At 61.6% G+C, this 13,180-nt stretch carries 12 protein-coding genes, 1 tRNA gene and 1 pseudogene; 12 read left to right on the top strand and 2 right to left on the bottom strand.

Features of this window, described 5'->3' with window-relative positions:
• Positions 1-5 precede the first annotated feature (5 nt).
• The 4 genes from rsmA to Q0J60_RS06345 all read left to right on the top strand — a co-directional run bounded on the left by rsmA (position 6) and on the right by Q0J60_RS06345 (position 3,589).
• Positions 6-968, top strand: coding sequence for a 16S rRNA (adenine(1518)-N(6)/adenine(1519)-N(6))-dimethyltransferase RsmA (gene rsmA, locus Q0J60_RS06330; RefSeq protein WP_294439655.1), 963 nt, complete (start codon positions 6-8; stop codon positions 966-968).
• A gap of 102 nt (positions 969-1,070) precedes the next feature.
• Positions 1,071-2,048 (top strand): diguanylate cyclase domain-containing protein, encoded by a 978-nt coding sequence (locus Q0J60_RS06335; RefSeq protein ID WP_294439657.1) that lies wholly within the window; start codon positions 1,071-1,073, stop codon positions 2,046-2,048.
• Positions 2,049-2,154: 106 nt separating this feature from the next.
• Positions 2,155-2,511, top strand: coding sequence for a Veg family protein (locus Q0J60_RS06340; RefSeq protein WP_294439659.1), 357 nt, complete (start codon positions 2,155-2,157; stop codon positions 2,509-2,511).
• 175 nt (positions 2,512-2,686) lie between these two features.
• Positions 2,687-3,589 (top strand): CPBP family intramembrane glutamic endopeptidase, encoded by a 903-nt coding sequence (locus Q0J60_RS06345; protein WP_294439661.1) that lies wholly within the window; start codon positions 2,687-2,689, stop codon positions 3,587-3,589.
• A gap of 83 nt (positions 3,590-3,672) precedes the next feature.
• Here Q0J60_RS06345 and Q0J60_RS06350 read toward each other — a convergent pair.
• Together Q0J60_RS06350 and Q0J60_RS06355 are read right to left on the bottom strand one after the other, a co-directional pair.
• A tRNA-Ala gene (locus tag Q0J60_RS06350) sits at positions 3,673-3,748 on the bottom strand.
• A gap of 251 nt (positions 3,749-3,999) precedes the next feature.
• Positions 4,000-5,457, bottom strand: coding sequence for a PLP-dependent aminotransferase family protein (locus tag Q0J60_RS06355; protein WP_294439663.1), 1,458 nt, complete (start codon positions 5,455-5,457; stop codon positions 4,000-4,002).
• A 295-nt stretch (positions 5,458-5,752) separates the two neighbouring features.
• Between Q0J60_RS06355 and Q0J60_RS06360 the strand changes: the two genes are divergently transcribed.
• From Q0J60_RS06360 to Q0J60_RS06395, 8 genes and pseudogenes are all read left to right on the top strand, one after another.
• Complete coding sequence (locus Q0J60_RS06360; RefSeq protein WP_294439666.1) at positions 5,753-6,385, top strand: 4Fe-4S dicluster domain-containing protein; 633 nt, start codon at positions 5,753-5,755, stop codon at positions 6,383-6,385.
• A 159-nt stretch (positions 6,386-6,544) separates the two neighbouring features.
• Positions 6,545-9,088, top strand: a complete 2,544-nt coding sequence (gene napA, locus Q0J60_RS06365; protein ID WP_294439668.1) for a nitrate reductase catalytic subunit NapA — start codon at positions 6,545-6,547, stop codon at positions 9,086-9,088.
• 20 nt (positions 9,089-9,108) lie between these two features.
• Positions 9,109-9,528 carry a hypothetical protein gene (locus tag Q0J60_RS06370; RefSeq protein WP_294439670.1) on the top strand — a complete coding sequence of 140 codons (420 nt, stop codon included), beginning with the start codon at positions 9,109-9,111 and terminating at the stop codon, positions 9,526-9,528.
• Between the two features lie 135 nt (positions 9,529-9,663).
• Positions 9,664-9,972 (top strand): chaperone NapD, encoded by a 309-nt coding sequence (locus Q0J60_RS06375; protein WP_294439672.1) that lies wholly within the window; start codon positions 9,664-9,666, stop codon positions 9,970-9,972.
• Between the two features lies 1 nt (position 9,973).
• Positions 9,974-10,837 (top strand): 4Fe-4S binding protein, encoded by an 864-nt coding sequence (locus Q0J60_RS06380; protein WP_294439674.1) that lies wholly within the window; start codon positions 9,974-9,976, stop codon positions 10,835-10,837.
• A 319-nt stretch (positions 10,838-11,156) separates the two neighbouring features.
• Positions 11,157-11,927: a cytochrome c3 family protein gene (locus Q0J60_RS06385; RefSeq protein ID WP_294439676.1), complete on the top strand. Its 771-nt coding sequence runs from the start codon at positions 11,157-11,159 to the stop codon at positions 11,925-11,927.
• 231 nt (positions 11,928-12,158) lie between these two features.
• Positions 12,159-12,842 carry a cytochrome c maturation protein CcmE gene (locus Q0J60_RS06390; protein WP_294439679.1) on the top strand — a complete coding sequence of 228 codons (684 nt, stop codon included), beginning with the start codon at positions 12,159-12,161 and terminating at the stop codon, positions 12,840-12,842.
• Positions 12,843-12,935: 93 nt separating this feature from the next.
• Positions 12,936-13,180: pseudogene (locus Q0J60_RS06395) on the top strand (cytochrome C assembly protein); the annotation flags it as partial.

Here is a 13,180-nt window from a genome sequence, read left to right on the forward strand (position 1 = left end):
TGTTGATGGCTGCAGGTTACGGCAATGCCGGCAAGGGGTGTCGCGATGACGCCGGTTTCGCCGACGAGTATTCTCCTTTTGCCACTCCCTCCGCCACGCGTGCGGTGTTGGAGCGCCACGGCCTTGCCACCAAGAAGTCGCTCGGCCAGAACTTCCTCGTGAACGACGAGGTTATCGGCCGCATCTGCAAGCTGTCGGATGTGGGGCAGGGCGATACGGTGCTCGAAGTGGGCCCTGGCATCGGAACGCTGACCGCGGCGCTTCTGCCGCGCGCCGCGCACGTGCTGTCGGTGGAACGCGATCCCGACCTTCCTGCCGTGCTTGCCGAAACGCTCGGCGGCTTCGACAACTTCACGCTCGTCTCCAAGGACGCGCTCGACCTTGCGCCGGAAGACCTCAAGGCCGCATTCGGCGACGCCGCCGATGCCGGGGAGGCGCCGAGCAAGTTCATCGCCAATCTGCCGTACGCGGTTGCGGCGACGCTGGTCTTGGATTATTTCCAGCGCTTCGACAGCATTCAAAGCGCCACGGTGATGGTGCAGAGCGAGGTCGCCGACCGCATGTCGGCCGACCCCGGCGTGAAAGACTACGGCGCCTATACGGTCAAGCTGCGCCTTCTCGCCAAGCCGGCCGGACGCTTCCAGGTGGCGCCGGGAAACTTCTTTCCGCCGCCGCATGTGACGTCGTCGGTCATCAGGCTCGATCGTCGATGCGACCTCGATATCTCGCCCGATGAGGCGCGACTTGCGTCCCTCGCCGCCGACGCCGCGTTCGCGCTGCGCCGCAAGACCATCGCCAACTCCATGAAGACGTATCTGTCGGGACGCGCCGGAATGAAGCAGGCGTCTGCGAGTGTCGCTGCAATCCTCGAGCGCGCCGGCATCGACGCGCGTCGTCGCGGCGAGACGCTTTCGCTTGAGGAATTCATTGAGCTCGGTCGCGTTCTGGGGTCGTATCTGGAGGCTTAGCGAGGACTCGCCCGGTCGCGCCGCTGGCACCTGCCGCGGGAGTATACTGGGGCGGCTTTACCCCGGCCGGCGTTTCCGGCCCATGCTCCAGGAGGTCGCATTATGGACGCAACTGGCGAATATCTATGCAATCTTGCCCGACGTATGTGGCATGGCTATCTATTGGAAGGCTCCTCATCGTCAGAGGGGCTGCTGCCGCTTCTCGATGAATCGTGCGTGATCATCGGCACTGGCAAGCATGAGTTCTACGAGCATCTGGCCGATTTCAAGAAGGCGCTCGAATTCGATTTGTCTGAGTCGGAAGGCATCGATTTCGAGATCGTCGACGAATGGTACGAGCATCGTCGCATAAGCGAATCGGCCTATCTGGTTTACGGTGGCATTCATGCGCGCGAGAGGGCCGATGAAAACGAGGCGCTTGTGGACATGGATACGCGGTTCTCTCTGGTATTTCGGCACGACGACCGCGATGGCGCATGGCACATTGTGCATATCCACCAATCGTTGCCCTATTTCGAGCAGAAGGCGGGGGAGTTCTATCCGCGCACGCTTTCTGAGAAGGCCTGCGAAGCTATCGAACTTGCCAACCGCATGCGCGAGCTTGCGCGACACGATCAGATGACGGGTACGTTGAATCACGCCGCCTTCTTCGAAGATGCGGAAAACGCGGTTGCGACGCAGCCCGACGGATGGTGGTGCTTCGTCGCCGACGTGGACGATTTCAAGGGCATCAACGACGGATGGGGCCACCTTGAGGGCGACAAGGCGCTCAAGGCGCTTGCGTCGGCGCTGCTGAGCCAAGCGGGTCCGAAGGATATCGTAGGAAGAATCGGTGGCGACGAGTTTGCGATCATGGCGCGCATGGATTCCATTTCTGCCGCCGAAGCGTTTGTGCGCAAGGTTGATGAGCAATTCGCTCTGGGCGTGGGCGGGTCGGCGGGTTTCTCGCCGAGCATTTCCGTGGGATTCGCACGTGTGGATGGCGTATTTCGCGATGCAGTGGCTCGGGCGGACGCGGCGATGTATGCGGCGAAACGCTCGAAGCTGAAAGAGACATCTGAGGGCGCTGACCCTGCCTAACGTGTGCAAAATGTGGTTTGACCTGCGCTAAAGTGTAGCACTTGACAAATCGTGGTATCATCTCCGGCTACACTGCCGCGTATCAAAACGAAGGATTACTTACTGTATGGAACTTGAAAAGCAGGCCCGTATCGTTGATGACATTCGGGCGGAGCTCGTGTCGCGCATCGACACCCGTCTCAAGATTCGTGCCAACATGGGCCGTTCTAAGATCGTTGAAGCTGAGGGGGTTCTCAAGCAGGCGCACCCCTCGCTGTTCATTCTCGAAGTCGATCGCAAGCGCGGTCGCACTGCGCGCCAGTCGTACCAGTACGTGGATGTGCTCACCGGTATGGTCGAGCTGTTCGACGCCGCAACGGGTGAGCCGCTGTTCGGCAAGTTCATGGACGATCAGACCGATGACGATCTGCCCACTCTGCTCGACGATGCGGACGATTCCGACGACGAGGACGACGACTTCTAGTCGACCATCCATGACCGTCCAATTGGCATGCCTCGCATCGCGCGTTGTGAGAATCGCCCATGGCGGGACGTCGTGAGGATTGCGCACCCCGCAAAATAATGCGCACCAAAGGCCCTTCGGGGCCTTTCGCATTTCAGGGCAAGATTGCAAAAGGCGGGGCCGCAGCGCGAAGTGTATGGGACATACGGCGCTGGGCGTGCAGGAGCGTGCGGCGCTGGGCGTGCAGGAGTATGGGGCGCAAGAGACGCAGCAAGGAGCGCACGTAGGTTGGCAAACCAGGTCTGCGGCGGGAAAGCGCAGAGGCTTACAGGGGAAATTCGCAAAAGAGGAGCACATGAAGGTTGCGAAACTCGATTTTGATGAGGCGGTCGCCATCGTGTTGAGCACGCTTCTCAGCCAGGGAATCATGCTGGTTTGGGGTGTGGTCGTTTCGACGATTCTCGCTGGTGCCACGTCCGGCGACTGGTTGGGAGCCGTGGTGGGTCTGGGCTGGGCGCCTTTTGTGGAGCAATCGGTTCGCGCGCTGCCGACGAGCATCACGCTTGGCGGGGCGGTATTGTTTGCCGGAGCTCTTTTCGCAGTCGCTTTCATCCTTGAGAAGCGTGCTATCGCGAAGCGGGGAGTCGAGGAGATGATCCCTATCCGCCGCGGCATTGACGGCGAGGTTCCTCGGATGCCCTTTCCGGTGCTCGTGGTACTTATGGGCATCGTCGGCTGCGTCGAGGAACTGCTGTTCCGCTTTGCGCTTTTGGGCTTGGGTATTGCGATGCTGTCTTCGGTCGTGCCGTATTTCGCTTCTGCGGCAATCTCATCGGTGGTCTCGTCGATATTGTTTGTGTTCGCCCACGCTCACTACGCCGACATGGGACAGAAGATGAATACGTTCTTTCTCGGAGTCGCGTTCTGTGCCGTGTACCTCTGCTCGGGCAGCATCGCGCTTGTTGCCGTTGCGCATGCGTTGTACAACCTAGCCGTGCTCGCGTATAAGCGGTACCAGATGAACACCGACCCCGATTATTTCGGCGGCCCAGCACCTACGCGCGTTCTCATGAGCGAAGAAGAGGGTGAAGGCGCGTAAGTTGTTTTAAGCGGTTCCCTCGTCTCCCTTTGGGCTTGAAATAAAAACAGGCCCGGGAATCTCCCGGACCTGTTAGGTTTTCCTGGTGGAGATGAAGGGATTCGAACCCTCGGCCCCCACGTTGCGAACGTGATGCTCTCCCAGCTGAGCTACATCCCCAGAAATAGGCAAGACGGTATTGTGCCTCTCTTGCATGCGGTTGTCAACCGCAAATTCCGACATCATGATTTCGCCACGGAGAAGAGTGCGGACTGGGCAGCCAAGGCAGCGCATCGAAGCGGTGGCACTGGCGAGGCGGGAGACCGGCGGCACTGGCGAGACGGGGGAACCGGCGTGCTGGTCATCGGCGCCAGTGGCACTGGCGAGATGGGCGGTAGGGGGTCAGCGCGTCTGTCTATCGCATGGGCGCTTTAGAACCACGCGCGCGCCAAGCGTCGGATGCCTTCGTCTATGAGTTCGGTCTTGATGCTTGAAAAGCCTACGAGCACGTAGTCCTCCATCGAGTGCGGCTGCCCCATCCAGTACTTCTCGGTCTTATACACGCGCACGCCTTGCGTCTTCGCCGCCTCGACCAACTCATCCTGCCCTCGCTCGTCGCGCGTTCGCATAAGCAGATGGAGCCCCGCCTGGCCACCAAGTACATCGACGCGCCCATCCAGCTCGCGTTCTATCGCCGCCATCAGCGCGTTGCGCCTCTTACGATACTCAGTCACGGTTTTGCGCGTGTATCGGTCCCAATGGCCCTTCTCCATGAACAATCGTAGGGTTTCTTGCGAAAGCCAAGGCACGGGGCAGTAGTAGTTGGCGAACACCGTCCGCCAGCGCTCAAGCAATTCGGGCGGCAGCACTATGTAGCTCATGCGCAGGGCGGGCGAGAGCACTTTGGAAAGCGTGCCCATGTAGATAACGCGGTCGTTCTCATCGAGCGATTGAAGACTGGGAATGGGTCGCGTCTCGTAGCGAAACTCGCGGCAGTAGTCGTCCTCGATGATGAATGCGCCCGTTCGCTTCGCCCAGTCAAGCATGCGAATGCGCGATGAAAGCGGCATGGTCATTCCGGTGGGGAACTGGTTCGACGGCGTGCAGAACGCCAGCGAGGCGCCGCTTGCTTCAAGGGCGTCGAAAAACACCTGTGATCCAGCCTTTTTGCCATCGAGGGGTCGCACGGGAATGGGAATGCGGCGAAATCCTCTGTTGCGAAGCACCGTGCTTACGCCGTCGTATCCGGGCTCCTCCATGGCCACGGCGTCGCGCGCGGGATCAAACAGCGTGAGCAGGTTGCCAAGCGCCACTTGCGTTCCGGGCTGGATGACCACCTGCTCGGCAGAGCAATTGACGCCGCGCGACACGTGCACGCGCTGCGCGATCTGCCTGCGCAGGTCCGGCTCGCCAAGGCCGTCGCCGTAGCATGCTGCTTTGTTGTTCGCGGTGAACAGCGCCTCATCGGTAAGGGACTTCCATATCTGAGAGGGAAAGCTCCCCACGGGGCGGTCGCCGTAGGTGAAGTCGTAGGCAAGCTTGTCATGGCGGTTGAACGGCTCGTCGCGGAATCGCTCTTGCGACTGCATCGCTCGCTCGATGCGCTCCTTCGCACGTTTGGCGGCCGATCCCGGTGTGCCCAGCGAGTCGAAATCCAAGTCTTCCACGATGTAGCCCGACCCCGGTCGGCTGGCCACGTAGCCTTCTGCCGCAAGCTGCAGATAGGCGGTTTCCACGGTGTTGCGGGCAACATGGAGGTCATCCGCCAAACGGCGGATGGCGATGAGCTTTGCCCCTGCCGGAAGGTTGCGCGTGACGATGTCGTCGCGAATGGAGCGATATATCTGTTGGTAGAGCGGCTCAGGCGATTCGAAATCCAAGGCGATCATTGTCCTGCTCCCTCCTGCGGCGCGTGTGCCGCGAAAAGCGCGAAACCGAAGTGGCGCGCGTGCGCGTTCCCCGCGAATGCGGAAAGCGTCCCGAATGCGGAAAGCGTCCCTATAAATATAGTCGAAAGCATCCCTAAACACAGTAAAGACCGTGCAATAAGATGCCGTCGCAAGGGGAGACGGGCGGGATATATAGCCAGGCGCACGCCGGGCACGCCTGCATGATCTGAACAATCGCAGGTTCCCACCGCCTTCCCCCAATGTCAAGCGGGCATCATGCGCCAGGGGGTGTCGTATGGGTCTTTCAACAGTCGCAAAGGTGTGTGCGGGCGCCATCGTGGGCGCCGAGGCTCTCCTTGCATTAACGCGTGACACCTCCGACACGCTTCGTCCTCCGGGAGCGTTGGACGAGCGCGATTTCCTGGCGCGCTGCATCAAATGCGGCCGCTGCATCGAGGCGTGCCCTTACAAAGCGCTGTACGCGGACCGATCTGTCGTGGGTCCCGCTGCGGGCACCCCTACGCTCGACATGCGCAGCCAGGCGTGCCGCCTCTGCGAGGACCTTCCGTGCATCGCTGCCTGCCCCACCGAAGCGCTGCATTCCCTTTCTTCGAGGCGCGATGTGCGCATGGGCCTGGCGGTCATCAACCGCGACCTGTGCATCGCCGTCAAGGCAATGCGATGCGAGGTGTGCTATCGCGCATGTCCTCTTATCGACGAGGCAATCACCATCGATTACCGCATGCGGGAGGGCGACAGCATCCATTCGGTGTTTGAACCAATCATTGATACCGAGAAATGCACGGGGTGCGGGCTATGCGTGGAGCGCTGCCCCGTAGGCGATCCCGAGCCCGCCATAAAAATCGTACGCGACCGCGATGAGGCCGTGCGGCTGATTGAAGAGGAACAGGCCAAGACGGTGCTCTGACGCGTTCGGCAAGGTGCCGGATCGGCGTCGGTCGGCATTGGCCGGGCGTCGGGCATCACGAGGCCGATCGCTTACCCGGGTTCATATGCGGCGATGCCGCTGGGCCATGTGCCCTAGAGAAGACGGAATACAGTGCGAGACGAGAAAGAAGGGGGAAGGATGGAAGTTACAAGGCGTGATTTTGTGAAGGCCACCGCAATCGCGGCGGCTATGGCGGCGGCAGGCGGAAGCCTGGCGACGCTTTCGGGTTGCTCCCAGGGAGGCCAGACCACGCAGCCGGCGTCGGGCGAAAGCCAGATTCACACCGCGGTATGCCGTTTCTGCGGTTGCGGCTGCGGCGTGCTGGTTGAGACCCGTGACGGCAAAGTGGTTTCGGTCACGGGCGACCCCGATAACCAATCCAACCGAGGCCTCAACTGCATCAAGGGCTACTACCTGGGCAATATTCTGTATGGCCCCGACCGCCTGACCAAGCCGCTTATCCGCGACGACGCCGGCACCAAGGGCACCGGCAGCGGCCTGCGCGAGGCCGAATGGGAAGAGGCGCTTGATTTGGTGGCGTCCAAGCTGAAGGAAACCTGGAAGGCCGATAAGAGCCGCCTGGCGTTCTGGGGCAGCGGCCAGCAGCCTATCACCGAGGGATACCTCACCTCCAAATTCTGGAAGGCGGGCCTGCGTTCCAACAATATCGATCCCAATGCGCGCATGTGCATGGCGAGCGCCGTCGTCGGCTTCATGAACGTGTTCCAGACCGATGAGCCTGCCGGTTGCTACGAGGATCTTGATACGGCGGACGTGTTCATCACCTGGGGCGCGAACATGGCCGAGGCGCATCCCATGCTGTATTCGCGCCTGACCGCTCATAAGCTCTCGGGCGAGAACGTGCGCCATTACGACCTGACGGCGTGCAGGACGCGTACGAGCGCGTCCGCCGACAAGGTGCTGGTGTTCAAGCCCGGAACCGACCTCGCCATCGCCAACGCCATCGCCAACTATCTGATCCAGAACGACAAATACGATCACGAGTTCGTGGCCGACCATCTGCAGTTCAAGACGGGGTCCGAGAACATCGGCAACGCCTACGAGGACGGCTACGACAAGAGCGAGCAAGGGTCGACGGCCGACGCCACGCAGCCGTCTACATTCGAGGAATATGCCGAGCGGCTGTCGGAATACACGCTGGAATATGCCAGCGAGCTTTCCGGCGTGTCGGTGGAGGATCTGACCGAGTTGGCGGAGCTGTTCGCCGACCCGGACCTGCGCATCATGAGCCTGTGGACCATGGGCGTGAACCAGCACAACCGCGGAACCTGGATGAATCACAACATCCACAACCTGCATCTGATCTCGGGCAAATACGGCAAGCCGGGTTCCACGGCGTTCAGCCTCACGGGCCAGCCCAGCGCGTGCGGCACTGCACGCGAGGTGGGCACATTCTCCCACCGCCTGCCCGCCGACCTCGTGGTGAACAACGAGGACCATCGTCGCTATACCGAAGCGATCTGGGATCTGCCCGAAGGGTACCTGGATGAGATCGCGACGCCGGGCTTCCATACCATCAAGCTGTTCCGCGAGATGTCCAACGGCAACATCGACTTTCTGTGGAGCGCGCACAACAACTGGGCGCAGTCGCTGCCCAACCTCACGCGTTTTCTGGGGCTCGACGGCGAGCACGAGGGCATCTACGACACATTCATTGCGGTGAACGAGGTCTATCCCACCGTGACCACCGACTACGCCGACGTGGTGTTCCCCGTGGCCATGTGGGTCGAGCGCGAGGGCCAGTTCGGCAACGCCGAGCGCCGCACCTCGGTGTTCGAGAAGGCGGTGGACCCGCCGGGAGAGGCCAAGTGGGACGCGTGGGTGCTTATGCAGGTGGCCCGCCGCGTGCTCGAGGGCGAGACCATCGACGGCGAGGACGCTTTCACGCACTTGTTCGGATTCATCTGGGATTCCCAGGCCGACAACTTCAACGGCGACGATCGCGAGATTAATCGGGCGATCTGGGAGGAGTATCGCATCTTCTCCAACCCGCAGCTCAAAGAAAGCGCCGCGGCCATCAACGAGGAGAAGAAGCTCAAGATGGAGGCCAAGCAGCTGGCACCCTACGACGAGTACCTGAACCAGCACGGCCTGTGCTGGCCGGTGCGCGAGGTGGACGGTCAGTGGATGTCTACCAAGTGGCGCTTCGCCAACGGCAGCCAGGCCGAGGGCTTCGACGAGGTGGGCATCGCCCAGTACGGCACACCGGGCCTCGCGGGCGATGTGAGCTGGTACAAGTCGGCCGACCAAAAGCCTTCGGTGGTGTTCCGCCCCTACGAGCCGCCGGCCGAGACGCCCGATGAGGAGTTCCCGTTCTGGTTCTGCACCGGACGTCTGCTGGAGCATTGGCACACCGGATCGATGACGCGCCAGGTGGAAGAGCTCAACCGCGCGCTGCCCGAAGCGCTTCTGTATATGAACGTCGACGATGCCGCTAATCTCGGTCTGGCCGACGGCGATATGGCTCGCGTGACGTCGCGCCACGGCACGTTCGACATCAAGGTGTCCACGTCGGGCCGTGTCGACCCGCCTGCGGGCCTGGTGTTCGCGCCGTTCTTCGCCCGCGAGACGATGGTCAACCTGGCGGTGCATGACTACTACTGCCCGCTGTCCAAGGAGACCGACTACAAGAAGACCTGCGTGGCAATTGCGAAGGCGTAAGACGAAGGGAGAGTGACACTATGACCAAGATCAAGAAGGCGAACGTGCGAATCGTCGTCGTTTCCGCGGCACTCGCCCTGGCCTGTGCGCTATTCGCTGGCTGCGCCTCCTCGCAGGAGGCGCCCTCCGATGCCGTTGCCGGCACCGAGACCACACCTCGGCTCATGCCTGCGTACCATCAGAAGTACGCCGACGATACCGGGTATCAGTGCTATGGCTGTCACGGCGCCACCGACCGCGGCAACCCCAATGCACGCAACGCCACGGCAATGCCCGACGGCCATTATGTGAACAACGACCCCTCCACCCAGGAGCTCGACCCCATTCGCAACGAGTGCCGCAGCTGCCATTCGGTCGATCCGAACAAGGAGATGCATGACGACTCGTATTACGAGGAGGCCGAGGAAGAGACCGGCCAGCACGGTTCTCGCGAAGAATAGTCGGCGGCTTGCGGGCGCCTTGACGCAAGCCGCCCGTCTCGCAGGGGGTCGTTGCCGCATCGCGGTGCGACCCCCGGTCGAGTTTTTGCCGCCGATTAGAGGGCTTGCATTGTCCGACAAGGAGGAGGAATCCCAATGACCATCTCCAGCTTGATAGTGGAAACGCTGCCGCAGCGCACCGCCGAAGTGGCGCGCGAGCTTGCGGCGCGCGAAGGGGTGGAAGTACATGGCGCCGATGAGTCCGAAGGCAAAGTGGTGGTCACCATCGAGGCGCCCGGCATAGAAGAAAGCCACGGCATCGCAAGTGGATTCATCGGGATTGAAGGCGTGCGCGGCGTGGATTTGGTGTACGCCAATTTCGAGGATGAGAATCTTTCTGGCCGCCCCGCCGAATCGGAATCCGGTGCGCTGGCGGATACGTCCGAAGCTTCAGGAGGCGAGTGAGGTGAAGGCGCGCAAGGGGTGGACGGTCGCCCGCCGTGTCGTTCAGATTGCCATGCTGTGCCTGTTCGCCCTGCCTCTTGTTGCGGCGGGATGGGGAATCGCCGGCCGCTATGCAGGGGGCGAGGAGCCTGAGGCGACCCCTGCCGAGCTGCCCGTATGGGGCAGCCTTTCGTCGTCGCATATCGTGGGCATCGACCTGCTTGACCCCTTTGCGGCATTGCAGGTGGCTGCCGCCGCCAAAGACATCGCGTTCTCGGGGCTTCTATGGGCCCTGCCCGTGTTGGTGATTTATGGCGTCATTCGCGGCCGCGCGTTCTGCGGCTGGGTGTGTCCGGTGAATCTTCTCCTTGAGGGAGTGGATTGGCTCCGTGCGAAGCTTGGCATCAAGGTCAAGGAGAATCCCGTGCCTCGCCACGCCAAGATCGTCGTGGCGCTCGTCGTGCTCGTGATGTCGGCGGTCACGTCCGTGCCGCTGTTTGAGGCGTTGAGCCCCGTGGGCGCACTGTCGCGCGCCCTGCTGTTCGGCTCGTTTCTAGGGATATGGACTCTCGTCGCCATCGTGATCGCTGAGCTTTTCTGGGCGCATCGCGTCTGGTGTCGTGCGCTCTGCCCGTTGGGCGGTTTCTATCAGGCGGTGGGAGCCGTGGGCCTTGTGAGCGTGAAGATCGACCACGACAAATGCGTGGGATGCGATGCGTGCAAGGCGCAGTGCCTGTGCGCCCCCGAGATCCTCGATCCCGCCATAGCGGGGGAGGAGGATCGCGTGTCGGCCGGCGATTGCATGCTGTGCGGCAAATGCGTCGAGGCGTGTCCCGCCAAGGCGCTCGCAATAGGCCCTACGCTTCCCGCGCGTCCTCATCTCTAGGGCGGTTCTCAACCTTAGGATGAGGCGGGGCGGTTCCAGGGTTTCGTCGCGACGCGGGGTCGCAGGTAACAATTTTTGCGAAATCGTTGCATACGCATGTTTTTCACCTGCATAAATGCGAAATTCCCCCCAAATGGGTGAGAGATTTCTGGCTAAGGTGTGGAGGATGTGTGTTAAAGTGCAGTGATGCATTTCGCATACGGCCTACCAAACCCGGTGCGCGGCTGCCGTCAGTGTCGTCGCGGCGCAGCGCTCCCCTCCAAGTCGCATGCGGAATACATGTGAAGGAAGAGGAACGAACTACGAAAGGGGGGTATCCATGGCTGACGAGATCAAGAACGAGGCCACCGAGGCGGTCGAAGAGACCACTGAGGCCACTGCCACGGATGCCAAGGCCAAGAAGGCCAAGGGCGGCAAGAAGAAGCTCCCGATCATCCTCGGTGTCGTTGTCGTTGTGATCGTTGCTGCTGGCGCCGGCTTCTGGGTCTGGCACGAGCAGCCTAGCTTCTGCAACGCCATCTGCCACACTCCCATGGACGCGTCCTACGAGACCTATGCCACCGGCAACCAGGACAAGTGGGGCAATGACATCACCGACGAGAACGCCAAGATGGCCATGATGGCCTACAACCACAAGGTCACCGACGGCACCACCTGCCTCGAGTGCCATGTGCCTGTTATCAGCCAGCAGATCAACGAGGGCATCCACTGGGTGACCGGATCTTACGAGGTCGAAGGCGTTAACAAGAAGGGTCAGACCATCCCCACCGAGCGCGACCTGGCCACCCTGGCTGAGGGCGTCGGCTATGAGGATGAGGAGCAGTTCTGCCTCAACGACAGCTGCCACCATGTGACCGATGACGGCACCGAGCTCAAGACCCGCGACGACCTGATCGCCGCTACCGCCGATCTGGCCGAGGTGCGCAACCCGCACAAGACCCAGCACGGCGACGTGTCCTGCTCTCAGTGCCACAAGGCTCACAGCCAGTCTGTGAACTACTGCACGCAGTGCCACAGCGACGCCCCCGTTCCCGAGGGTTGGCTGACCATGTCTGAGGCCAAGCAGCTGCACACCATCGACGCCGAATAGCGCGATACCTAGGCACATCGCCTAGTTCGTAACGGCGGGGTTTGCGCCCCGCCATGACGACACCGCATCCACCCCCGTACCGCAATAAGCGTATTTCCGGGGCGAAGATGTGAAACCTGAAAAGCCCGCCTTTTGGAGCGGGCTTTTCTTTTTATAATTTACGCTGCTGCTTTTGCGGCCAATTTACGTATGGGGGCATATGTGCCCAGATGAAATACCTTAGGAGCGAACATGAACACGAAGACCAAGCGCAGGCTCGTCGTGGTCACGGGCGTTATCATCGTGGTGCTTGCGGTGGCGCTTGCCGTGATCGGTTCAAGCGGCGCTGCCAAGACCATCTCTGTAGGCGACGCCCTGGGCGGGGCCAATGGCGGCCAACGCGTCCAGGTTTCAGGCAATGTGGTGGACAACTCGTTTACCACCCAGGACAACGTGCTGACCTTTTCCATCTACGATCCCGAAGGCGACCAGTCTCAGACTCTGAATGTGCGCTATGAAGGCGCCGCTTCTTCGACCTTCGGCAACGGCGTGACCGCCATCTGCACGGGCACGCTGCAGGATTCCGGATCGGACGGCGTTGTGTTGGTGGCAAGCGAATTGGTCACGAAGTGCCCGTCTAAGTACGAATCGGCCACGGATGCCCTTTCGGTCTCGCGCCTGCTTGAGTACGGCGACGATATCGTGGACACCACGGTCAAGGTCACCGGCACGGTGGCCGAAGGCACGCTTACCGCGGCGGGCCAGGGCGACGCACGCTTCGTGGTGTGCGATGCCGAGGACGCCTCCGTGCAGGTTCCCGTCGATTTCGACGGCGCTCTGCCCGAGACCATCACGGACGGCACGTCGGTCGTGATCACGGGATCGCTTTCCGCCGACGGCTCGTTTGCCGCAACCGACGTCGCACAGGAAGGCTAGGCGGGCTGCTCTTGCCCCGCCGACCCCGGGCAGCTTCTGGGGCGTGCCGCCTGCGGGCGGCGATAGAGTAGGATAAGAAAGGATTTCCCCTCCATGTCTACATTCGGATTGATCGGACTGGTCGTCGCCTTCGCGGGCGTGGCCGTGTCGATCGTGTGCCTGCTTGCGGGCCAGATTCTGCGCCGCACAGGGCGCGCCGACGCCGCCGAGACCCTCTCGTGGGGCGGCTGCGTGGCGTCGCTGCTCTCGTGCCTGGCGCTCACCGTGTGCTGCGGCATTCTGGTGTACTGCTTCCTTTCGGGCGATATGTCCATCGAGTACGTGGTCGAAAACCACAG

The sequence above is a fragment of the uncultured Slackia sp. genome, assembly GCF_944321625.1.
GTDB lineage: Bacteria > Actinomycetota > Coriobacteriia > Coriobacteriales > Eggerthellaceae > Slackia.